This window comes from Dictyobacter halimunensis, assembly GCF_036245075.1.
In genome coordinates this window covers 3,328,128-3,353,077 of sequence record NZ_BSRI01000002.1, presented here as the reverse complement: position 1 = coordinate 3,353,077, position 24,950 = coordinate 3,328,128, and the positions used below count along the sequence as shown (strand labels likewise).

Genomic DNA, 24,950 nt, shown 5'->3' with positions numbered 1-24,950 from the left:
TTATGGTAGAGTATATTTTCAAGGAGAGCCAGAGCATGCAAAGCCAGGAAGGCGATTATTATCAGCAGGAGCAGAGGCAGGCTCCAGCACCCGAACGGGTAGCCAATAGCGATCCACGCGAACAGCCATCACCGCTGTCAGCTATACCTCCCTATACCTATCAGGAGCGCCGCTATGAGGATGGTTATGCGAGCTCATACGCGCAGGATGATAGCTGGTTCCGTGAGGCGGAAGGCGAGAAGCTGCGTCCCAAACCAGAAGCTCAGCGCGGCATGGGAGGCATCATATCCATCCTGGCCGTTCTCATCATCGGCATCATTATCGGCAGTACGGTCCATATCATTGGAGGCTGGCTGCTCTGGGCGGCGCTGGCCGTTATCGTTGTGGGAGGTGGCACCCTGATAGCCAGCAACTGGCACGTCATCACTATCCCAATGCCGGTCGAGACGTTTCCCATTCAGGAGCACGCCCAGCTGGTAGTCAATAATGTCTATGGCACCGTCACTGTGCGCCGGGGAGAGCAGCGCCAGATCACCATCGCACCCACTAAACGCATCAGCGGTCCCTGGGCCACGGCGGACAATATACCGTTGAACTATGATCAGCAGGGGGACCATATCACGGTCAGTAGCGAGCTGCGCTGGTCGCCCCTGCAATTTGGCTTCCGGCGCATCGATCTGGAGATTATGGTCCCCGAGAATTGCGATCTGCAGATCAAAAATGGCGCCGGCAACATACAGGTACAGGACGTATCCGGCGACCTCAAGCTGCGCACAGGTAGCGGCTCCATTGCGCTCAACGCGCTACAGGGTCAGGTAGCCGCTATCACCGGCAGCGGCACGATCAACGCCGACAATCTGAGGGGCCGTATCGAGCTGCGCACCGGCAGTGGCACCATCACGACCAACCACCTCCAGGGCAGCCTCGCTCTCAAAACCGGCAGCGGCTCCATCGAGGGAACGGACCTGAACGGACAGGTAGAGATGACCACAGGCAGCGGCCGCATCGAGATCGGGCCGAGCAACCTCAATGGCAGCTCATCATTTAAAACCGGCAGCGGCTCCATCAGCTTCGTCGGCTCGCTTGATCCGCTGGGCAACTCATCATTTAAAACTGGCAGCGGCTCCATCAATCTCGCGCTCCCATCTGGCTCATCCTTCAGTCTCAGCGCCTCCACCGGCTCCGGCGGAGTCCGCAACGAATTCGGCGGTAGCGAAATCGGCAACGGTCCACGCGCCCGCATCAGCGCCAAAACCGGCAGCGGCCGCATCACCATCCAACGCACCCCGTAAATCCGGACATCACGCCCGATGCCCCATCCCATATGTTCGGACCTCGCGTCCGATTACCCCTCCCCATACGTTCGGACCTCGCGTCCGATTATCGTACGGGAAGGGGCACATGTATCCTCGTCAAAATACCTTCCGGGAACGTTGTGGGGTGTAGAATCAATTCACCATAGATCAGCTTGGGCACTTATCCCGACCACACATGATGTCCTTCAAGGGTATTAAATAGATGCTTAAAGAGCGGAACAACACGCGGATACAGCAGGCTGCATGGCGGGCCAGGTCACGCTTCCGACAACTCTCACGCCCGGTGCGCATTACGCTGATTGTGCTGCTGCTCTTTCCACTGAGCCTGACGCTATTGAGCGGATTGGATGCCCTGGTCATCTACGGCCAGGCCCGCAGCGGCATGCAGCACCTTTATACCATCCAGGCGCTCTTTAGCGGTCCCCAGGGACATACGCTGGATGACAACAGGTTGCGAGCCGCGCAACAGGAGATGGCAGGCGCCCATAAAGATTTCTACCGCCTGCAGCGCAAGCTGGACAGCGATCCACTCATGAGCCTGGGACCGGTACTATTTCCACAGCAACTACAGTCGCTGCGCGCCCTCAGCCGTATCGGGTCCGACGCCACGGCCATCGGGCAGCAGGTATTCAGTACGCTCCATGAGCTGTTTCCCAACCAACAGCAACAACCGCTTGTGACGCGGCAGACCCTGGAGATAGTGCGCCAGAACCTGGATTACGCCCTGCCGCGCATCACGCGCATGCGCTCCGAGGCCAGGCAGGTTATACCGGCCTCTCTACCTCTTAATGACGGTCAACGGCAACAGCTCACAGCGCTGCTGCAGGCCATGGCGCAGATCCACAACGAACTGCTGGAGAAAGATACCCTGTTCAACGCCGTGAGCTGGCTGCTAGGCGTCAATGAACCACGCACCCTGCTGGTCCAGACCATGGACCGGGCCGAACTGCGGCCCACCGGCGGCTTCACGGGCCAGTTTGGCGAGCTCTCGATCGACCGTGGCCGCGTCGCCCCGTTCGCCCTGAAAGACATCGGGCCAATTGAAGAGCATAATCCCACCAGCCGGGTACTGGGAATGCGGCCACCAGAGCCATTCAGCTGGTGGCCCATCGCCAACTGGGGGCTGCGCGACGCCAATCTGTCGGCCGATTTCCCGACCTCGGCCCGACTGGCCATCAAGGTCTATCAGCACGAATTTGACAAAAACCTCGACGGCGTCATCCTCTGCTCTCCCCTGCTGATCACCCACGCCCTCGAAATTCTTGGGCCCGTGACGATTCCGCTCTACCACGAGACGATCACCGCTCAGAACATGGAGGAACGGCTGCACTACTATCAGCTAGATAACCGGGGCATCTTGAAGGAGATCATCATCGAAAAAGTTCGGCAGACCCCGACCGATCCTTTGATCGCCAGCAACCAGGCGCGCAAGCTGTTCACCCGCCGCCTCTCGAATGCCCTGCTGGATCGTGTGCGCCACTCTTCGCCCGCTGAGCTTCTCCACCTGACGGGAGGACTGTTACACGATCTGCAGACCAGGAACCTCCAGATCTATGTCAATAACCCCCAGTTGCAGCGGCTGCTGGCCAGCTATGGAGCGGCCAGCGAGATTGATCGCTCGTCCGAGCACGATGGACTCTTCGTGGTGCAGGCCAACCTCAGTACAAATAAAGCCTCGCAGTATGTCCATACGCATATCCAGGATACGGTCACGCTCGACGACCGGGGTGGCGCCACCCATCTCCTGAAGCTACGCCTGATCTATACGCAGAACGGACCCGTCTATGGCTTTGACACCTATCGGGATTATGTACGTATTTATGTTCCGCCCGCCAGTACCCTCCTTGGAGGCAACGGCTTTGATGCTGGTTACGCCCATCCCCTGTGCGGCGGCGCGGGCTATCCACGCTGCCCGCACACCAATATTTACGGGGATGGCGCCCTCATGTGTCCACCCGACATGGCGCAGTCCGGCTACGCGACCTGGATCTTAGGGGATCCATACTATGGCGAGCCGCATCCCATGGATCACATCGGCCCCCCTACCAACACGCAAAGCGACGAGCCTGGACGCGCCATGTTCGCTGGCTGGGTCATCATCCCCAAAATTGTACTATGACGGTCACCCTTTCCTGGTACGTTCCCCCTACAGGGAACCATCCCTATAGCCTGCTCATACAGCGCCAGGCCAGCACACAGCCAGAGGTCGATCTGACCATTCAGTCCACCAGCGAGGCGTGTCAGCGGATGCGCAGTGGTAGCCTGCACTTTCAGGGCGTCATGGACGAGGATCGACGCTTCACGCCATCCCCGGCGGCCCGTGGAAGTTGCAATATGGCAACCAGGGTATAGATTCCGGTACCGCAGACAAAACACAATCTGGCGATCCTGCACATCGATAGCGGTATTAGTTATCACCATAAGCGCACGGACGTGATATAATTAAGGTAGATTTTTTCCTCGCCCTGTCTAATATCGACGCTAGCAAAAACAATCTCTGAATAATCCGAACTATTGACACATAGAGGTTGAGACACGTATACTGCTTTTGCCGAGAACTCGTGTGTGTTTTTGTAGCAGTCGTAGATATTACGATTGACGGGAAGATTGTGGAAGAGAAGTATTCATGGAACAACCAGCCCTATTAAGCATCATACGTACAGAAGCAAGTTACCGGTTTCGTCTTGATCTTCCCGATGGCCCCATCGGCCAGGAATATAGCACGGACATTACGCCTGAGCTACGTGAACGCCTTCGACGCGCGTTACAAACAATCAACCAGACCGGTCAACATAGCGAGGTACGCCGCCAATCTCAGACGCAGAAGTTTGGGCCCACCAATGAGGCCTTACTTACGCTAGGCCGCTTTCTTTTCGACTCCTTACTCCCGGCTCCACTCCAGGAATCGTTACGTCGACTTGATTCCACCTTGCTTATCAGCACCAATACGCCTGATATTCCCTGGGAGCTCCTCTATGATAACAGCACCAAATCCAGGCGCTATATCTGCCAGGCGCTGAGCGTTGGACGGCTTCTGCTACAGGATCGTGAGCAGACCCAGCGCGGCGCCAGCCTTGATCGCGTGACCCGTAGTAAGGCCAATAAACGCGACACCCAGGGGCTATCGGTGCTTTTCCTGGTCAATCCTACCAGCGAGCGGCCGACCGCCGAAGAGGAGGTCGCCTCGCTCTGTACCGGTTTACCAGAGTCGGTGACACGTATCATTCTCTATCGGCAGCAGGCCAACCAGCTGGAGATGCGAGTACGCATCAGCTCGGAAGCACCCCATGTGCTGCACTATGCCGGCCCGCTCCCCGTGAATACGGCGGATAATGAGCCAGCCCTGGCGCTGGCCGGGAACTCACAACTGGATAAAGGCGCCCTCGAGCAGCTCCTGCAGGGACTGCCAAAGCATCCACTGGTATTTCTCAGCTATCACGAAGAAGAGCGCGCCACCCGCAACGCCACGGGCGCGCAACACACTATACTGGATCGCGATGAGCAGATGGAACGGCTGGCCGGCTCTATTCTGGCGGCCGGAGCGGGCTCCGTAGTGGTACAACGCTGGCCGATACCGGCCAGTAAGGCCCGCGAGTTCATGATGCTCTTCTACCAGGATATCGCCGATGGTGTCACCCTGGGTGAGGCCATGCGCCGGGCGCGCATCGCCATGGCCCAGCACTACAGCGACGATACCTCCTGGCTCTCATTTGTGCTGTATGGCGATCCAACCCAACGCCTGGTGGTCAGCACGCTCTCGAATAAGGAGCGGCAGTTTGAGCAGCATATTGATCCGTTCGACGATAGCCAGTTGATGTCGCCCCTGCTCTCCTCGGGCAACTCACCAGACCGCCGCTTCATGAAGGCGGTGCTGGAGTTCGCGCTGGGCGAGGCACGCCGCATGCATAAGGACTATCTGGGGACGCCGCACCTCTTTATCGCCCTCACCAAACTGGATGGCGGCTGTACGCAGGATGCCCTGCGCAGTCTGGGCTTCTCGCCCAAACAGGTACGCGACGTCATTCGCCTGGCCCTGGGCTCGGGTAAAGCCACCAGCGACACACCTATCCTTCCGACCCGGCGCTGCAAAGAAATTTTACAGACGGCCGAGAGCAACGCCATCAACGCGGGCTCCTCCTCGGTAGATGAGCGAGCCATCGCCCAGGCGGTCTTAAGCGAAGGCGACGGAGTGACGCATGAGCTGCTCACCAAGCTGGGCATCAATCCTACCCAGCTCATCGAGATGATCCTGGCCAGCAACGCCCACGCGCTGCTCGAACTGGTCCCATCGGCCACCTCGAACCAGGAGCGCGCCGCCGATGAGCTACAGGGTGCAATCAATCCCGAAGCAATCGCCAAGGGCAGCAACTCGGCCCTGGAAAAATTGGGACGCGACCTGACGAAGCAGGCCAGCAACAAGCAGCTGCCGCCCCTGATCGGTCGCGAAAAAGAGCTACGCCAGCTGATGCAGACGCTGATGCTCAAGGACCGCAACAATCCCATCCTGATCGGCGATTCGGGCGTGGGTAAGACCACGATTGTCGCGGGACTGGCCCAGCGCATCGTCGATGGCAAGGTGCCACCGGAACTGCGCGGCAAGCGCCTGATCGAGCTCTCCGCCAGCTCGCTGGTCGCCGGCACCAAGTATCGCGGCGAATTTGAGGAACGCCTGCTGAAGGTATTGGAAGAGGCCGAGACCGGTGGCAATATTATCCTCTTCATCGACGAGATGCACCTGCTGATCGGCACCGGACGCGCAGCCGACGGCAGCATTGATGCCGCGGGCATCCTCAAACCCGCGCTGGCGGGTGGCCGCCTGCGCTGCATCGGCGCCACTACCCCACAGGAATATCGCCTGATCGAGAAGGACGCCGCCATGGAGCGCCGCCTGCGCCCGATCCTGATTGAGGAGCCATCGCCGGAGGACGCGCTGGTCATCTTACAGGGGATGCGCGACCTCTACGAAGAGCATCACCATGCCTCGATCACCGACGAGGCCCTGCAGGCCGCGGTCCACCTCTCGGTACAATACCTGCCCAATCTGCGCCTGCCCGACAAAGCCTGTAGCGTGCTCGACGAGGCCTGTTCGCAGGCACGCGTCTTCTCCATCGAAGATGAATCGCAGCAGCAGGATGATCTGGATGAGATCGGCGCGCAGCCGGTAATTACCGCCGCCATGATCGCGGAGATCATCTCATCGCGCACCGGGATACCGGTGCGGGCACCCGGCCGCGAGGAGCGCGACCGCCTGCTCAGCCTGGAATCGCGCCTCAAATCGCGCGTGATCGGCCAGGATGAAGCGGTCAAGCGCGTGGCCCAGGCGATTCAGGTATCACGAGCGGGCCTCAAGCCGCGCAATCGCCCCGCCGGTGTATTTATGTTCCTGGGACCAACCGGCGTCGGCAAAACAGAGCTGGCGCGCGCGCTGGCCGCCGAGGTCTTCGGGTCCGATGAGCACCTGATTCGCGTCGATATGTCGGAGTACATGGAGAAGCATTCCGTCTCGCGCATGATCGGCGCCCCTCCTGGGTATGTAGGCTACGACCAGGAAGGTCAATTGACGGGCAAGCTGCGGCGACGACCGCACTGCGTGGTCCTGCTCGATGAGCTAGAAAAGGCCCATCCTGAGGTCTTCGACCTGTTCCTGCAGGTCTTTGACGCCGGTCGCCTGACGGATGCCCAGGGGCATACCGTGGACGCGCAGCATGCCATCTGGATCATGACCTCGAACGTCGGAACGGACATGCTGGGACGCTCAATGCCCAGTGGATTCCGCGCCAGCATCAAAGGGACCGCCGAAGAGATGCAGCGCGATCGACTGATGGATCGCCTGCGCGAGACCTTCCGACCGGAGTTTCTCAATCGCATCGATGACGTCGTCATCTTCCATCCGCTCAACCAGGAGCAGACGCACTCGATTACGCGCCTGCAGATCAACGAACTGGCGGCTCGTCTACTGGAGCAAGGGCTGATCCTGCACGCCGAGGACAGCGCCATCGACCTGCTCTGCAAAGAAGGCTTCAGCCAGACCCAGGGTGCGCGCCCCCTGCGCCGCGTCATCGAGCGCCTCCTGACGGTCCCCCTGAGCCTGCGTATCCTGCTGGCCAACATTCCCCAGAACGGAGAAGTACACGTCAGCGCCATCGACGGCAAGCTCGAAATCGACATCCGCGAACCGTCCACCCGCATCGAAGTCCCCGTCGACGCCCACGCCGAAGCCCAAACATAGGTTCGGGCCTCGCGTCCGATTTTGTAATCGGACGCGAGGCCCCAATTTACGCGGGGTGTTTGGCGTATTTGGCGATGTAGGCCGCGATATCGAATTTACGCTTCAGGCCTTCGGCGGACATATAGCGTACGAGGCCAAAGATCGGGCGCTCCTTCCAGGGTCGATCGTGCAGCCCGCCAATGGCCCAGCTGATACCGACGTAGCCGTTGGCATCGCGGCCATCCAGCTCGTACTTATCATTGAGATAGACCGCGCAGGCAAAAGCCTCCTCCGGCGTCTCGCTCCACTCAAGGATCTTCTTGCCCCAGTACATACGCATGTAGCCGTGCATACGACCGGTACGCACCATCTCCAGCTGGCTCGCGTTCCACAGCTCGTCATGTGTACGGGCCTGCTCAAGCTCATCGCGCGTATAGAGCCACTCGCGTGGATCCTGCTGATGCTTGCGCAGCGTCTTGATGCCCCAGTCGGGACAGCCCGCCAGCGTGTCATAGTGAAGATTACGCCAGGCAAAATTGATGGCCAGTTCGCGGCGCACGATCAATTCCTCCAGGTAGGCCGCGCGCCCACCGGTAATGTCGATCTTCGCGCTTCCCGTCTCTGGTGGCTCATATCGCTCCACATCCCAGGCCAGCTGCTGCACAGAGAGCTGGCCAAAGTGCAGGTACGGCGAGATCTCGCTAGTTCCGGCCTTTAAAGGATCGTTGCGGCGCTCCGAATAGTAGTACAGACGCTCGTGGAGCAGACGCTGCACCGCCTTACGGCCCTCGTCCTGTCCCCCGTGCAGCAACGAGGAAGGCTCGACACTGCGATCAATCTTCAACTGCTCCAGATACACCAGAGGATTGTCCGTCTGCCCCGGATCACAGGGAGCTTTCGATAGATTGTGCGCCGGCGACGCATCCACCACCGGCTGCAGATACGTCGGCAGTAGGCGCTCGATCTTGGGACGTAGGGTACGGGCGGCGTACTCGGCCTTGGGGAAAAACTTTGAGGGCACCACCACATCACCATCCACACAGGCGAACGGCACCTGCAGACGCTCCTGCACCTCTTTCCGCCAGCCACGTGGGGTACGCAGCTCACATTGATCGCAGATGACCGCCGCCACAGGCAGCTCACGCGCCAGGCGCGTCACCTCCCGCGCTGGATCACCGTGCCGAATGATCAACGGCGTACCGCGCTTACGTAGATCCCTTGCGGTAACTGCCAGACCCTCCAGCATAAAGGTATAGTGACGTAGATTAGCCGCCGGATACTCCGTCAGCACAAACAGAACCACCACGGGCAGCTTGAGCTGATTCCCCAGCGCGATCGCCGCGTTCAGCGCCGGATTATCATGTCCGCGCTGCGAATGCTGCATCCAGTACAGCACATATTCCCCCTGCTCCGCGCAATCGCCCGGACGATAGATCTGTACGCGCTCATCTCGCGCGAAAAAAGAGCCGATATCAGTCATAACGAAAGACGATCCCTCCACAGTTCTTCTAACCATTTAAAGCGTTTCCGCAAGAAGACGCCACGAGGATCATAAAGAGGGTACCAAAAACGGAGAAGAGATGGATACGCCAATACTCGTATCCATCTCTTCTCCGTTTGGTGGGGGGAGACAAGGAATTCAAGCAGTCACGCCGCCAGAACAACGTTCCCGCTTGAGGTTTATCTTTTGTGGGAGCAACAACCAACGATTTGTCTGGAACAAGCCTGCAACGTCAACGGGACGAAGCGAGGAAGGAACGGAACGCATGGAGCCTGGCTCAACACCATTCCGGCATCCCGCGTCATTTCCGCATCCGGAGGCCCGCTCAACAGAACTGATTGGCACCCCATTGCTCATTGCTCACCACTGAAGATAGTATACCTGCAGTCGCTTTACACGCTCTTTGACGAGGCTTAATGGCGCGTTACGCGCCTGAACTCCCTTCACAGGCTCACCCGATTCTTTCATATCTCCATTAAGAGCTATTAATAGAGAAGAAAATCGCCAAAGTCTTACATAAGACAACAAATTTTTTGGTGCTGGTGCATCGGGTGCGCAGATGCACCAGCACCAAAAAACCAGGGCGGCCGCGCAGCGGACGCGCGTGTGGGGGCGCTCACGGGCCCCCAGGGTGAGGGGAATTAAACCCATTCCCTCTCGTTTTGTGGTATCATAAAAGTGATCTATGCTTCTAGCTTGAATATATTCTGATATCGGCGGTTATATATAATCTGACCGCACGAGGAGGTTTTCATTTCGATATGAAGGCAGTTAAAACACATGTGGGGCGCTGCGATACCTGCGGCGAGCCAGCCGCCTATGCCCAGTTACTGGCCGGCGGACGCAGCTTCCGCTTCTGCGAGCAGCACGCCCCCTTACTGGTAAAGAAACAGGCCGAAGCAGCGGCCAGCAGCAACAAAAAGTAGTTACGAACTTCTATCAGGCCATGGGCAACAGTATATGGAATGTAGATCCCCCTCCCGGAACACCTCTACTCTCAATCCAAATCTTCCCCCCCCATGGCTTCTATTAAGCGCCGGGAGATATAGAGTCCCAGACCCGAACCTCGAACGGGGCTATTCATGTCGCTTTCCAGGCGATAGAAGCGTTGAAAGATACGTGTCTGATCCTGCGGAGCGATCCCTTTGCCCTTATCTGTAACGCTGATCATGACCATCTTATCCTGTTCCGGCAAGCGCCCCGCCGAAAATAGCAAGGGGGTTCCGGGAGCGGAATACTTCAGGGCATTGGTGCTGATATTCATCAATACCTGGTGCAGGCGCAAAGGATCGGCATAAACATAGAGCTGCGAAGAAATATTACAGCTCACCTGGCGCTGATCCTGCGTCACCTGCGGCTCGATCAGGACCAGCACCCTTTCCAGGATCTCTTTTACCGAAACGCGGCTGATCAGGGCTGGCTTGATGGCCGTTTCGGCCTCGATGCGGCTGGCGTCCATCACGTTGCGCAGCAGCACCTCCAGCTCTTCACATCCTAGCTGCGCCTTCTGTAGAAACTCGCGCCGTTGCTCGATCGGCAGCACCTCGTCATACTGGGCGATCAGCTCGATATAGCCCTGCACAGCCGTCAGCGGGGTGCGCAGCTCATGGGAGGCCGTCACCATAAACTGATCTTTCATCTCGTCCAGCTCCTTCAGCTGCTCATTGGCTGTGCTCAAACGCTGATAGAGCTGGGCATTGGTAAAGGCCACACTGGCCTGCTCCACAAAGTCCTGGGCATGAGGAAGGTCCGATTCGTCAAAGGAGAGGTCGGTATTGCTACCCAGGGGTACCGAACTGGCGAAGATCAACAGACCATGTAGATGACCACCGGTCACCAGGGGAGCCATAATGGCCGTATAGATACGATGGCGAATCAGTTTTGCTTTGAGCACAAACTGACGTGAGCCTGGATGATGTTCACGCGAAACGACGGCATACTGGCCGCTCTCGCTCAAAAGTTGCATCTTGCGATACGGACTGACCTCCAGCAGGAAGGGGTGAAGCGGCTGAGCCGTCTCCTGCTCGTATTCCGAGATGCGCAGGGAGGGCCACTCGCTTAACTGCTGGCTACTTTGCTGTCCATCGATGGAGATGGCCAGCGGCTCAAGCACACCCTCGGCGCGCCTGGTATAGAAGATCACGTAATCGGCATGCAGCGCACGCGCCCCCTCAACACAGATCAACTGGCTCAATTCAACCGGCTCAATGACGGCCGCGTTCAGGCGCGTAGAGATGTTGACCATGGCGCGCGCAAACTTCTCACGCTCACGCGCCTGCTGGTACAGATAGCTATGCTCGATCACCGTCGCGATCTGATCCACATAGCTGCGTACCATCGATGCTGTCGACTGATCAGTGCGCGACAGCACATGGCGCGCCACACCCAGGCTGCCAAGGATGCGTCCCTGGTAGATAATAGGGAAGAACGTCATTGAAGGGATATGCTGCCGCTCCTGCCAGCGGCGCACCTCTCCAGGGAGCTCGCTCAGGCAGGTAGACCAGTAGAGCTCGCGCTCGTGACCCCTGGCCACCAGTTGATAGAGAATGGAATCGCCGGTCACCCGGCATTTCAACGGCTGCACCAGTTGCGACGAGGTATTCACCAGCAGGTGCGAACGCTCGGATAACGGCTGGTTATACTCCTCTAACAGCAGCAGCATCACCGAGGTAAAACCAAACTGCGCGATCACCACGTGCATGATGTGCTCACACAGCGCATCAAGTTCTAATATATCCGCCAGCTGGACCACCAGGTAGCGCACCTGCTCGGCCTCGTGAAAACGCTGATCGCGCTCACGCAGCAGAGCCGCATTTTCACGGGTCGCGAAAAAGTGGCGTACCACAATCAACATGCCCACAATAGAACTGAGCGTGAAAAGCCCGTCCACCCCCTCATTGTCAGGACGATGAATATACATCACCTCAAACACACATAGACCACCGAGTAGCAGGGCCAGCGGCACATACATCCCCTGTATCGGCAATTTATAGCGGCAGATGCTATCGGTATCCAGGGAACTCGTCCCCTTATCGGATGCCAGGTTCTCCGACGCGCTACCCCCAGCATCAGGCAAGGCGTGCCGCGCCTGGACCTGATACTGGTAGAGCACCGACAGACCCAGCAAGAGCAGGCCGGCCATCCAGCAACCATCAATCCAGGGAACATGGTGCTGATAATACAGCACACTATTGGCATCAAACCAGCCAGCGCCAGCATCAGCCAGTATATTTAACGCCAGGCCAACGTTCAATAAAAGCAGGGGAAGACGCATACTGGCCCGCACTCCTTGCTGCCAGAAGTAAAAGAGGAGGAGGAGCAGAAAAACATCTCCCGCCAGCGCAATGATCGAGAGGCGTAAGCGCGGCAACCACTCCTCCATCAGCATACCAGCAGGAGGCGCGACCATCGGATAGACGGTTATGAGGTACCAGCAGATACCGGCCAGGCAGAAGGTGGTAATCAATATATCCACCACCTTGCTGGCGCTCAAACTGGATGTTCCGGGCAACGCGATGATGGCAGTAAAGAGAAAGGGATAGAAAAGGCTGGAGACCATATACCTGATAGGCAAAAAATATAGATCGTCATGGATGTACCAGGCAATCGTTTCTGACACCCCGCGTGTACAGAGGATGAGCAGCCCCAGAGCAATACAAAACCAGGACAGGCGGCCATGCATCGCAACACGCGTGCGCGAACGCCAGGACCAGTACCATGCCTGCCAGGACCAGAAAGCGCCGATCAAAGCGGCCAACGGTACCGTGACGCGCGCGAAAGTGATGCCCGCCCGCACTCCCACCAGTCCATTCAGCAAAAGCAAGCAGGCCAGAGAGAGAACAACAAACATCGATGCAAAAATTGCCGCGATTATGCTGTAGCGAGACAATTTTTGCATCGATGTACTACGCCTTCTCTCCTCTATAGCCACCGTCTTCATGCATGCTCCACGTTAATTATAAGCATTCAGGCATTCGGGTATTCAGGCAGTCAGTTATTCAAGCATCCATAATAAGAACACCATTAGCCACGGCCGGTCAGCTAGTCCTGACGTGGCTTACGGATATTTGAGCGTACAAGGTCCATATACCAGAATACCTGGCGTTTCCGTAACATAGGCTTACTGCGCACAAGATTTCCAGGAATAGAATCCAGAATATTATATGCCAGTTCGCCGGTGAGCGAGCCAGCCATATCGCCCGGACTATACTCCAGCATACGCGTCGTACGACGACCCGTACGCTGCTCGCGCGTATCAATCGTCATCATCATCAGGCCATCTTCATCTTCGTCGGCGATCACCTCTGTCAGGGTGTAGAGGCTGCCCGCGCCCGGCGAGAAGATACCGCTCAGGCCATTGGCCTGGATGCCATGCGCCTCCCCGAACCAGTTAGCCAGGACCAGGTAAACATTATGCTCAGCCGCCCGCGTGCGCCAGATCAAGAAATGGAAGGGCTCATTCACGCCACTATCATCATCTCTTAAAGATGACGAATGAGACAGCTGTAAACCAATAGGAGAGGGAAAATTCAGCATAGCCGGCGCGCACACCAGGTCCGTTCCCTTGCTGGCCAGCACGCGCAGGGTCTCAGGGAAAAGAACATCGTAGCCCGTTGCCAGGCCAATGCGACCCGTAGGTGTATCAAAGGTTGGAAAACCCAGGTCACCGGGCAACGCCCACAGGCGGTCAAGCTGGCTCAGGTGTATCTTGCGATAGATGCCATACACCCCTTCAGGATCGATCAGTAGCACGGTATTATAGTACATATCTTCACCGGCCCGCTCCGCCACACCCAGCACCATACTGATCTGCAGATCGTTGGCCAGCGCGACCAGCGCCTCCGTTTCAGGACCCGGAACCTGTATCGCCCCCTGCTGGAAATGGGCAGCCAGCGCGGCGGTATCCTGGCTATCGATAATCTGCTGGGGAACCGGTCCCGGCAGGAGCAGCTCCGGCAGCACCATCACGTCGGGGGCGGCCGGCGCGTTATCGTGCATCTGCGTCTTCAGCCAGTCATGCAGGATCGAGATACGCTCGGCCGTCGGCACACCGGGAGAGGCCACGATAGAAGATAGATCCATCTGCACGATGCCCGCACAAGATAGTTGTCCGGTTGGCAATTCACCCAGCTCATACAAGCTATGGTAGCGCAAAGGCTCCCACAGATAGCTGTTCTGCACCACTTCCCGATAGCTGGTGGGCCGCCGATCATCCAGTGGCCAGCCGATCACCTCATCTTCATGGAGCCAGCGCTTATCGCGGCAGCGCTGCAGGTCTACCTCGCCATAGACGATCCCCTCACCCTCCTCCAGAAAATCCTGGATGCTGCCATCGGGATTGATCACGCAGCTCCCGCCGCGAAACTGAACGCCACGCTCACGCCCATAACGGTTGGCGGCGATCACATACAATTGATTCTCAAAGGCGCGGGCCATCCACCAGCTGCTCGGGCAGGACTCCTCGACCGAGTTGGTCGGGAAGAGCAGCACATCCGCCCCCTGCAGGGCCGCGATACGAGCCGACTCGAAATACCGGGCGTCGCCGCAGATCAGTGCGCTCAAACGCCCGATAGGGGTATCCCAGACCGGGAAACCCAGGTCGCCATCGCGTGCCCAGCGTGGATCTCCAATATCGAGATGCACCTTGCGATATACACCCACCACCCCATCGGGCCCCAGCAAAACCATACTATTGTAATAAACCTGGGTCGCCACATCTACCTCGGGCAGACCCAAAGCAATATAGCAAGCGTACTTACTGGCGAGCGCCTGAAAACGCTCGGTAGTTGGACCGGGGATCGGCTCCGTATAGGGAGCGATCTCCTCACCAGAAATCCAGCAATATCCGGTGGTAGCCATCTCTGGCAGCACGATGAGACGCGCATCGTGCGTAGCCGCATCTTCTGCCAGACGGAGAAGGTCCAGAATGTTCTTTTCTTTTTCTCCGAACGTTGGCTCATACTGAATGGCGGCCACTCGATACTGGGAGATTGGTGATTGTTGTGTGAAGTGAGAGCTCATCAAAGCTTATGTGCTCCTGGCGTATGACTATGCGAAAGTCATCACTTAAACAAGGTGCTGACATATCGTGATAACCCTTGTATTATAGCACGACAACTCTTTGCTGCGGAATAGCATCACCCGAACGTCTATTGCACCCTTTGCGACGCCTTTTCCACTTTTTGCGCTCTCTTTCCAAGGGTAGTAGGTCTTATTCTCGTCGCACCAGGACACGTGATAGCCCCCGCACCCACATATGGAAGAGCGCTGGCTCCTTGAGTGTATTGAAAGGAGTTGAATGTGTGATTGCTTAAATACCAATACTTATAAGAAGAATAGAAGCCAGACTTCCCACCAGAAGGATCACCATGAGGATAGTTTCAAAGCGACTACGACGAGAATCAGGTTTTATAAGCAGGCTATAAACTGGTACACAGATCCCTCCTACGATCCCCAGTGGAGGTCCGTTCAAATACATGGGGCTTCCATTATGCCAGGTTATCTTCAAGATGATGTAAATGATTGTGACCATTCCGATGATCAGCAATCCGATAAGCCCTCGTGTATACGGCCTGGGGGTTCGGATATATGTGTATACAGAGGTAATTAGAAAGATTGCATAGAATATATATATGATTATCGCACTTAATGTTTCGCCCGAAACTCTCATAGATTTCGCTCCTCATGAAAGATAATTACATTATATTCGCATATAGTACGTATAACTCCCTTTTATCCGCTAAAGATGTACCTAATAGCAAAGATCCAGCACAGATAGTGTAGCCACTCGTGGATGTTCCATGTGTGTTGAATGTGTACATTTACAGGGGATTACAGGCTATGTTATAGTTATTGTTAATAAAAATAATCAGGGCAGAGGCTCCCAAGTTTTGATGGGGGCGTAGTAACGCGAGACATGTCCTTTCCCAGAGGCGTACAGAGAGGATGCATCGGCGGCTGAGAGTGCTCCCTATACCGGTAGGAAAGATGATACCCCTCGCCAGCCTGTACTGAGGCAGTAAAGTACACGTTTCACCTGCGTTAACGGGTGCATGAGCACGTTTCTCTTGCTTGCACGAGCAGCACATAGAAGACTTGCGGTTAAGTTCGCCGTTGCCTGTGGCGTATAAGGTGATCAGGGCAAGAGAACGCGGAAACAGGGTGGAACCACGAAAAGCGCCAGACCTTTTCGTCCCAGTGTGGGATGAAGAGGTTTTTTTGTTGTTGTCAGCTAAGGAGGCTTTGATTATGTCGGTTGAAGTTGAGCTTCAGGAGTCGGTACAGTATACGCCGCTTCAACGTATGCGTCACTCGGCTGCGCACGTCATGGCAGAGGCGGTCCAGGAGATCTTTCCGGACGCGAAGTTCGCGATCGGGCCCGCCATTGAGGATGGTTTCTATTATGATTTCGCCCTGCCACGTCCCCTGACCCCCGAGGATCTGCCGGAGATCGAGCAGCGCATGCGCCGCATCATCGCCGCCGGACATCCTTTCCTGCATGAGCAGTGGCCGCGCGATAAGGCGCTGGAATACTTCCATCAGAAGAGGCAGGAATATAAGATCGAGATCATCGAAAACCTGCCCGAGGAGGAGGTCGGCATCTATCAGCAGGGCAACTTCCTGGATCTGTGCCATGGTCCACACGTCGAGAACACGAGCCAGATCGGGCCGATCAAGCTGATGCGTGTGGCGGGCGCCTACTGGCTGGGGGATGAGTATCGTCCCATGCTGCAGCGCATCTATGGCACGGCCTGGTTTAATCAGGAGGAGCTAGATCAGTATCTATGGCGACTGGAGGAGGCGCAGAAGCGCGATCATCGCAAACTGGGACGCGAGCTCAAGCTGTTCACCTTTAGCGACGAGGTCTGCGCCGGTGTGCCCATGTTCTATCCACGCGGCGAGATGCTGCGCCACCTGATGGAGTCCTATGTGCGCGAAACACAGGAACGCTATGGCTACCAGCACGTCTGGACATCGAATATCGGCAAGGTGCGCCTCTACAAAACGTCCAGGCACTGGTATAGCTACCGCGACCACATGTTTCCGGTCATGAAAGGCGATCAGGAGCTATCGGATGACGACGCCTACATGCTGAAGCCGATGAACTGCCCGCATCACATCCTGATGTTTAAATCCCAGATGCACAGCTATCGCGAGCTGCCCATCCGCTACGCGGAGTCCGACACGCTCTACCGCTATGAGAAGACCGGCGCGCTGACAGGCCTGGCACGCGTGCGCAGCGTGACGCAGGACGACGCCCATGTCTTTATGCGTCCCGACCAGATTCAGGAGGAGTTCAACAAGGCGGTCAACCTGACGCTGGAGGTTTTCGAGACCTATGGGCTGCAGGACTACTGGGTGCGCCTGTCGCTGCGCGATCCACATCATATGGAGGAGTATGAGGGCAGCGACGAGGTCTGGAAGACGGCCGAAGCCGCGCTGCGCGAGGCCGTGGATAGCCGGGGCATCCAGTATGAGGAGGGGATCGGCGAGGCGGCCTTCTACGGTCCCAAGGTGGACTTTATGGTGCGCGACGCGCTGGGCCGCGAGTGGCAGTGTTCCACGGTACAGCTCGACTTCGTGTTGCCGATGAACTTCGGGCTGGAGTATATCGGTGAAGATGGGCAGCCGCATCGACCGGTAATGATTCACCGCGCCGTCACCGGCTCGACAGAACGCTTTATGGCCATGCTGATCGAGCACTACGCCGGCGCCTTTCCGGCCTGGCTCTCGCCGGTACAGGCTATGGTGATCCCGATCGCTGATCGTCACCATGAATACGCCTACAAAGTGCTCGCGCAGTTGAAGGCTGCCAGCATCCGGGCCGAAGTCGATGGCCGTGGCGAACGCATGAACGCCAAGATCCGTGACGCCCAGCTGCAGAAGATTCCTTACATGCTGGTGGTGGGTGATAAGGAGGCGGGGGCCGAGGCGGTCTCCGTGCGCCTGCGCACGAACGTCGATCTCAAGGCGGTTGCGCTGACGCAGTTCATTGAGCGCGTCTCAAGGATCATCGACTCCAAGAGTATGGAGTTGTAAACGTGCGTTTGGTGTCTGCGACCCCTGACTCTACGCGCCTACGGCGCTCACATAAATTAATTATAGGGTGAATAAAAAGTTCGTCTGGCGCCCAGCGCCAGACGAACTTTTTATTCACCCTATAATTAAGAAAGGCGAACTTTTTATTCACCCTATAATTAAGAAAGGCGAACTTCTTATTCATCCCATAATTAAGAAAAATGCGGGCGCGGATGTGCCCTCTTCTTTATGGGAGGTATTTGTAAGCGGGGAGGGTGAGGAATTCGATGAAGGTGTCGCTGCTGATGAGCTCGTCAAGGATGCGGGCGGCATCCGAGAATTTGCGATTGGCGTAGACGGGCTCGCCCAGTTTCTCCTCCAGCCGGTCCAGTTCTTCGGCCATGACCTGGCGGAACAGATCCAGGGTGACCTTGCGGCCATCCTGCAGGATGCCTTTGGGATGGCGGACCCACTGCCATATCTGGGCGCGTGAGATCTCGACGGTGGCGGCATCTTCCATCAGGTTGTTAATGGGGACGCAGCCATTGCCACGCAGCCAGGATTCCAGGTACTGCAAGCTGACGCTGATGTTGTTGCGCAGGCCGGCCTCCGTAATCGTCCCCTCGGGCATCTGCAGCAGATCAGCCTCGGTCACCCTGACATCTTCGCGCTTGCGCTCGATCTGGTTGGGGGTCTTCATGACGGCATTAAACTCTTCCAGCGCGATCGGCACCAGGCCGGGATGGGCCACCCAGGTACCATCATGACCATCGTTGGCCTCGCGATTCTTGTCGGCGCGCACACGCGAGAGGGCCTCTTCATTGGCAGCGGGATCATTCTTGATGGGGATCTGGGCCGCCATACCGCCGATGGCGGGCGCGTTGCGCTTATGGCAGGTAGCGATGGTTAGCAGGGAATACGAGCGCATAAAGTGGGTCGTCATTGTCACCTGGGCGCGATCGGGCAGCAAGAACTCGGGATGATTGTGCAGCTTCTTGATCACGCTGAAGATGTAGTCCCAGCGTCCACAGTTGAGGCCTGCCGAGTGGTTGCGCAGCTCATAGAGGATCTCATCCATCTCGAAGGTGGCCAGAATGGTCTCGATGAGTACCGTGGCCTTGATGGTGCCCTCGGGGATACTCAGTGCCTGCTGAGCCTCCACAAAGACATCGTTCCACAGGCGCGCCTCCAGATGGCTCTCCAGCTTGGGCAGATAGAAGTAGGGACCGGTACCATTCTCCAATAGCTGGCGCACATTATGGAAAAAATACAGGCCAAAATCGAAGATGCCGCCGGGGACGGGCTGACCATCCACATAGACATGCTTCTCATCCAGGTGCCAGCCACGTGGACGCACCAACAGGACGGCGGTCTGATCATTCAGCTTATATTGTTTCCCCTCGGGACTGCTAAAGGTGATCGTGCGGCGAATGGCATCGCGCACGTTGATCTGGCCCTGAATGGTTGCCTCCCAGGTCGGCGAGTGCGCATCCTCGAAGTCGGCCATGAAGACCTTCGCGCCCGAATTAAGCGCGTTGATCACCATCTTACGCTCAACGGGGCCTGTGATCTCGACGCGGCGGTCCTGCAGATCGGAGGGCAGGGGAGAGATCGTCCAATCGCCGTTACGTATATGCTCGGTCTCAGGCAGGAAATGCGGCAGCTGTCCGGCGTCGATATCCTTCTGCCGCTGGACGCGGCGCTCCAACAATTCGCGACGACGCCCACTAACCGAACGCGTCAACTGCGCGATAAATTGTAAAGCCTCAGGCGTCAGAATCTCGGCGAACTCCGGTGTTACCGCTGCTCGTACCTCTACCCCATCCACAGATAACTGTTGCTCAGTCATGCGTTGACCCCTTTCTGACAAATGAACATCCTTATACTGTAAGCAAAAAGAAGTGCAGGGCCTTACGCGTCGCCTGCGGCGACGCGTAGGAAGAAAAGTTTTTGTGGGGACTTGATCATGCCCCCAGCATGCTCGCCCACACCCCGACAGGAGGGCTAGCCGCCCTCCTGCACCTCCCGCAGAAAGATTAAGCACCGTGGCACTTTTTGTATTTTTTTCCACTGCCGCAGGGGCAGGGATCGTTACGGCCGACTTTGGGGAAGCCATTGGCGTCGGTTGTGGTCGAGGTGGTGCTGCCACTGGCGCCATTGCGTGCCGCACGTCCCGCCGGGACCGTTGCGCCGGCCGCCGCCGCAGCCCTGGCCGCGTCTTTGCGTGATTTATTAGTCTGTTTGGCCGACTTCCTGACGTCTTCCTCATCGCTCTTGGCCTGGCCACTGGCCTGGGCCAGTTCGTCGGCGTTGGTATGGACGTTGGCCGGCATACGACGCTGGGGCTCTGGACGCTGGAGCGTAATCGTTACATCGTTACGCAACAGCTTCAGCAGCGAATCCACCGTATAGTGCTGGATGGCCAGCTTCAACTCGTCAAACATGCGGTAGGCTTCGTTCTTAAACTCCACCAGCGGATCGCGCTGACCCACGGAACGGAAACCGATACCGGCGCGCATCACATCTAGAGAGTCGATGTGGTCCATCCATAGTCGATCAACGACCTGCAGCAGATAGCTGCGCTCGAACTCGCGAATAGGATCGAAGTTTTCCGCGCCCTGTTCTTCCGCCTGCTGACGCAGCTCCTCGCCGCGCTTTTCGTAGTGTTCCAGAACAAGTTCGGTCAGTTCCTGCTTCATCGTATCACGGCGAACCGCGTGAATGTTCTCAGGAATCAGATCGTCAGGGATTTCAACCCAGGTTTCCAGCGCCTTAAAGAGCGATTCCAGCTGCTCCTCTTCGGTCAGCACGGGGGAGGGGAAGGCGGCATCAACGATGCGGCCCACCTCGTTACGGATCATGGAGAGGATACGCTCATGCATATCGCCGTGCTCCAGCACGCTGCGGCGATCGGAGTAGATCACTTCGCGCTGTTTGGCGATCACGTCGTCGTATTCCACGACGTTCTTACGCATGTCGAAGTTGTAGCCCTCAACGCGTGTCTGCGCGCTCTCGATGAAGCGCGAGACAAACCTGCTCTCCAGAGGAGTATCTTCATCCATGCCGACGCGCTCCATGATGCCAGCGACACGATCGGCGGCGAAGCGGCGCATCAGCTCATCATCGAGGGCCAGAAAGAAGCGGGTGGAACCAGGATCACCCTGCCGGCCGGCACGACCACGCAACTGATTATCGATACGTCGCGACTCATGGCGCTCAGTGCCGACAATATGCAGGCCACCCGCCTCAACGACCCGCTTGTGATCCTCGTCGCACTCCTCGATCTGGGCCTGCAGGATCTTGTCCTTCTCGGCTTCGCTCATATTCTCCAGGTATTCCTGAATGGCCTCTTCTTTTTCGGCCCGCTCATCCTCATTGCGCGAGGGCATCTCACGGATATAGTCTACCTGCTCCGCGTGCTTGCGCAGTATGCTATCAAAGTAGCCGGCGGGATTGCCACCCAGATTGATATCGGTACCACGACCGGCCATGTTAGTAGCAATCGTCACGGAACCGCTGCGACCCGCCTGGGCCACGATCTGAGCCTCACGTTCGTGATGCTTGGCGTTCAAGACGTTGTGGGGAATACCCTGTAGATCCAGCATGTGCGAGAGCATCTCGGAGGCCTCAACCGAGGTTGTACCGACCAGCACCGGCTGGCCCGCCTCGTGGCACTCCTTGATCTCCTCAACGACCGCCTTGTACTTGGCCTCCTGATTGCGATAAATCAGGTCCGCGAAATCATCACGCCGCACCGGCTTGTTGGTCGGGATGACCACCACATCCAATTTGTAGATCTTGTGGAATTCCTCGGCCTCGGTGATCGCCGTACCAGTCATACCGGCCAGCTTCGCGTAGAGGCGGAAGAAATTCTGGAACGTAATCGTCGCCAGCGTGTGGTTCTCGCGCTGGACCTGGACGCCCTCTTTGGCCTCAATGGCCTGGTGCAGACCCTCACTATAGCGGCGGCCCGGCATCTGGCGACCGGTGAACTCGTCGACGATGATCACCTCGCCATCCTTCACGATATAGTCTTTATCGCGTTTAAAGATCACCTGCGCCTTAATAGCGTTCTCCATGTAGCGCGTCAGGTCGAGGTTCTCTTCGTCGTAGATGTTGCTCACACCGGCCAGCTGCTCGATCTTATCTATGCCCTGCTCGGTCAGCATAACGGAACGGGTCTTCTCTTCAACCGTGTAGTCTTCTTCGCCGTCCAACCTGGTAGCCCAGCGGGCGAACTTCGCGTACATGTCGGTGGATTCCTGACCCTGGCCCGAAATGATCAATGGGGTACGGGCCTCGTCAATCAGGATATTATCCACCTCGTCAACGATGGCGAAGTTTAACTCGCGCTGCACCATCTGGTCCAGCGAGGTCACCATGTTATCACGCAGATAGTCAAAACCAAACTCGTTGTTGGTACCATAGGTGATATCCGCCTGGTAGGCAGCCCGGCGCTCATTCGACTGCGGCTCTACGGAGTTGACGATCACACCAACGCTCATACCCAGGAATGTATAGATCTGCCCCATCCATTCAGCGTCACGGCGCGCCAGGTAATCGTTGACGGTTACCAGGTGCACGCCCTTACCAGTCAGGGCATTAAGGTAGATCGGCAGCGTAGCCACCAGCGTCTTTCCTTCACCTGTACGCATCTCGGCGATACGTCCCTGGTGCAGTACAATACCACCGATGAGCTGTACAACGTAGTGGCGCATCTTGATGCGGCGCGTGCTGGCCTCGCGAACGACGGCGAACGCCTCCGGCAGCAGATCCTCCAGGGTCTTTCCCCGCTTCTGATAGCGCTTGGCGATGGCGGGCAGCAGATCATCGATCGCGTCGGCCTTGATGGCTACCAGCTCTTCCTGGATTTTGTGGAAGAGATCGATAAAGAACTGGGTCAGGCGTACATTCGCCACATCGTCACGCGGAGCATCAGGGGTGCGCCCCTCCGAGAAGGTCGGCCAGAGCGCCTCGAACGACTCATGTAAAAAGTCGCTATCAATCTCTTTTACCTGCGGCTCAACCTCGCTCAGCAGAGCGATGATCGCTTTTTCGGGGTCACTAGCCTCATCAGGCCATTCGCCTCGCTGCTCAGCCAGATGGATCGCCTTAGCGGCGCGCAATGTATTGAGCAGGGGCGACAAATTCTCATAGGCCTTCTCAAAGGCCACCGACAGGGTATCCTGTAGATGATGCCTCAGCTCGTTCTCTGGATCGTTGCGATCGATCTTCTGACGAGGCTCTGTGAGAGCAATGTGGAGGTGTTCATCTGAACACTGCTCGGCCAGCGGCTCCACTTTCTGTAGAACCTCGCGCAGCAACGTGACAAGTTCATCTTCCAGTACCATGCCGCCTTTGAGATGGAGAGCAAGCTGCGAACGGAACTCCGCCGTCTTGGCCGTCAATTCATCGTCTGACAGCTTCTGCATCTCAGGCTCAAGCTGTTCAATTTTGTCGATAAGGGGCTGCATCACCTTTATTTCTTTTTTATTGGGATCGCCCAGTATTTTTCCTAAAAATTGCATACGTGCGTGTTCTCCTACTGATGGGCAGTGATACTGTTATCAGTTTCTTCAACGGGATAAAATATTTCGGCGCGTGTTTAAATAGCAGTGTCAACCTATTATACCATTCTTTCATAGTACGAAAATGGGGTCTTTCAGTTGCATCTTCTTCGTGTAGAGAATAGCTGGCGTCGTGTGCCCACCAGCAAGGAGGATGTTGTTGTTCTCTATGTAGAGAACAACAAAGACAGGACTTACATTCCCACCACGTAGGTGCCAGGCTTGCCCTGGCTTGGGCTCGCCCCCTGGTATTCCTGCTATTTAAGGGGCGAGTTACAATGAAAACAGGAAATATGTGCAGAAGTGAGGTTGGAATAAGAAATGAAGAGTCAGCATACGCGAAAGATATCTTTGAGACGTGCTGACGATGTGCCGCCAGGCGCGGCTCAGCGGCCAATGGCATCTCCCCTTCCTCCTCCTAAGAGTCGGCCGGGGTATATGGCTGTCGGGCAACAGGATCAGGAATCTGGCGATACATATGGGTTGGAACTGGTTTTGGAACGGTTGCAGCGTTGCTTGCAGGGGCGTCTCCCACGCGCGGAGATTGAGCTGCTGCTCGTTTGCCTGCGCCAGCTGTTCGAAAATACCGATATACTTTATGGACTATTGGTGGCTGATCTTTACCATGACGTGAATCAGCTGGCGAACGCTTTAAGTGGGTCCACCGCTGATAGGGATGACAGCGTATACATCGGATTGAAGATTGTGCTGCAGGATATAGAGGGGCTATTGGAGCGCCAGACGGAGCTGGCACAGCTATTGCTCGGTTCGCTCCAGCGTGTTTTTTGCGCGCTGGACCGCAGCTGTAGCCTCTATGGGGCCAATCGAGTCAAGCGCCGCCTGCAGCAGGAGGGAGAGGATGAGGAGAAGACCGATATATTGGCCGCCCTTGAGCTCGCCTATATTCCAGATAGCACCTACTACCAATGGATGCAGGCCCTGCGACTTCTGACCACGCGGCTCCAGTACTGGCAGCAGTGCAAACAGGCATGTGGCTCATTCAGCATTGTTTTCGCCAGCAAGACCCTGCTGCATCCGATACTCTCCTCGATTGATATCGCGCTGAACCAGCTACGCGAAACGATCCAGACCGTCTTTGGCACCGTTCTTCCAGAGTTTCATACCGTATCACGGGGAGACGATACCGCCCTGGCGCTCCATCTGCTGAATCTGATGCAATACGTGGACCTGCTGCTCCATCAGCTCGATAGATTACGGGAAGCGATCCAGATCATAACTGATCAATATACCCGATTGCACACTGATCTTAACCGGGGCAACACCGTCTTAACAAAACCGTAACCGTAATCATGCCACATTTTATATCCATATAGCGCTAT

General features: G+C 56.9%; 12 protein-coding genes. 7 read left to right on the top strand and 5 right to left on the bottom strand.

Features of this window, described 5'->3' with window-relative positions:
- Positions 1 to 35: 35 nt before the first annotated feature.
- The 4 genes from AABA21_RS27940 to AABA21_RS27925 all read left to right on the top strand — a co-directional run bounded on the left by AABA21_RS27940 (position 36) and on the right by AABA21_RS27925 (position 7,545).
- A complete protein-coding gene (locus AABA21_RS27940; protein ID WP_338255277.1) occupies positions 36 to 1,292 on the top strand; it encodes a DUF4097 family beta strand repeat-containing protein in 1,257 nt (418 codons plus the stop codon).
- A 226-nt stretch (positions 1,293 to 1,518) separates the two neighbouring features.
- Positions 1,519 to 3,435 carry a DUF4012 domain-containing protein gene (locus AABA21_RS27935; protein ID WP_338255276.1) on the top strand — a complete coding sequence of 639 codons (1,917 nt, stop codon included), beginning with the start codon at positions 1,519 to 1,521 and terminating at the stop codon, positions 3,433 to 3,435.
- Positions 3,432 to 3,668 carry a hypothetical protein gene (locus AABA21_RS27930; protein ID WP_338255274.1) on the top strand — a complete coding sequence of 79 codons (237 nt, stop codon included), beginning with the start codon at positions 3,432 to 3,434 and terminating at the stop codon, positions 3,666 to 3,668. The genes AABA21_RS27935 and AABA21_RS27930 overlap by 4 nt, the downstream gene beginning before the upstream one ends.
- A gap of 274 nt (positions 3,669 to 3,942) precedes the next feature.
- Entirely contained in the window at positions 3,943 to 7,545 is a 3,603-nt protein-coding gene (locus AABA21_RS27925) for an AAA family ATPase (RefSeq protein ID WP_338255273.1), read from the top strand.
- Between the two features lie 46 nt (positions 7,546 to 7,591).
- On the opposite strand, the gene AABA21_RS27920 is transcribed toward AABA21_RS27925, so the two are convergent.
- Positions 7,592 to 9,004, bottom strand: a complete 1,413-nt coding sequence (locus AABA21_RS27920; RefSeq protein ID WP_338255272.1) for a deoxyribodipyrimidine photo-lyase — start codon at positions 9,002 to 9,004, stop codon at positions 7,592 to 7,594.
- Positions 9,005 to 9,786: 782 nt separating this feature from the next.
- Between AABA21_RS27920 and AABA21_RS27915 the strand changes: the two genes are divergently transcribed.
- Positions 9,787 to 9,951 carry a hypothetical protein gene (locus AABA21_RS27915; RefSeq protein WP_160145872.1) on the top strand — a complete coding sequence of 55 codons (165 nt, stop codon included), beginning with the start codon at positions 9,787 to 9,789 and terminating at the stop codon, positions 9,949 to 9,951.
- 71 nt (positions 9,952 to 10,022) lie between these two features.
- Here the strand turns inward: AABA21_RS27915 and AABA21_RS27910 are convergent, their stop codons facing one another.
- Together AABA21_RS27910 and AABA21_RS27905 are read right to left on the bottom strand one after the other, a co-directional pair.
- Positions 10,023 to 12,923: a sensor histidine kinase gene (locus AABA21_RS27910; RefSeq protein WP_338255269.1), complete on the bottom strand. Its 2,901-nt coding sequence runs from the start codon at positions 12,921 to 12,923 to the stop codon at positions 10,023 to 10,025.
- Positions 12,924 to 13,066: 143 nt separating this feature from the next.
- Positions 13,067 to 15,046: a nitrilase-related carbon-nitrogen hydrolase gene (locus AABA21_RS27905; protein ID WP_338255267.1), complete on the bottom strand. Its 1,980-nt coding sequence runs from the start codon at positions 15,044 to 15,046 to the stop codon at positions 13,067 to 13,069.
- Positions 15,047 to 16,273: 1,227 nt separating this feature from the next.
- On the opposite strand from AABA21_RS27905, the gene thrS reads away from it, so the two are divergent.
- Entirely contained in the window at positions 16,274 to 18,064 is a 1,791-nt protein-coding gene (thrS, locus tag AABA21_RS27900) for a threonine--tRNA ligase (protein ID WP_338255266.1), read from the top strand.
- 226 nt (positions 18,065 to 18,290) lie between these two features.
- Here thrS and aceB read toward each other — a convergent pair whose 3' ends face one another.
- Together aceB and secA are read right to left on the bottom strand one after the other, a co-directional pair.
- Positions 18,291 to 19,892 (bottom strand): malate synthase A, encoded by a 1,602-nt coding sequence (gene aceB, locus AABA21_RS27895; RefSeq protein WP_338255265.1) that lies wholly within the window; start codon positions 19,890 to 19,892, stop codon positions 18,291 to 18,293.
- 187 nt (positions 19,893 to 20,079) lie between these two features.
- Positions 20,080 to 23,571 carry a preprotein translocase subunit SecA gene (gene secA / locus AABA21_RS27890; protein WP_338255264.1) on the bottom strand — a complete coding sequence of 1,164 codons (3,492 nt, stop codon included), beginning with the start codon at positions 23,569 to 23,571 and terminating at the stop codon, positions 20,080 to 20,082.
- A gap of 390 nt (positions 23,572 to 23,961) precedes the next feature.
- On the opposite strand from secA, the gene AABA21_RS27885 reads away from it, so the two are divergent.
- On the top strand, positions 23,962 to 24,912 hold the full coding sequence (locus AABA21_RS27885; protein WP_338255263.1) for a hypothetical protein: 951 nt from the start codon (positions 23,962 to 23,964) through the stop codon (positions 24,910 to 24,912).
- Positions 24,913 to 24,950 lie beyond the last annotated feature (38 nt).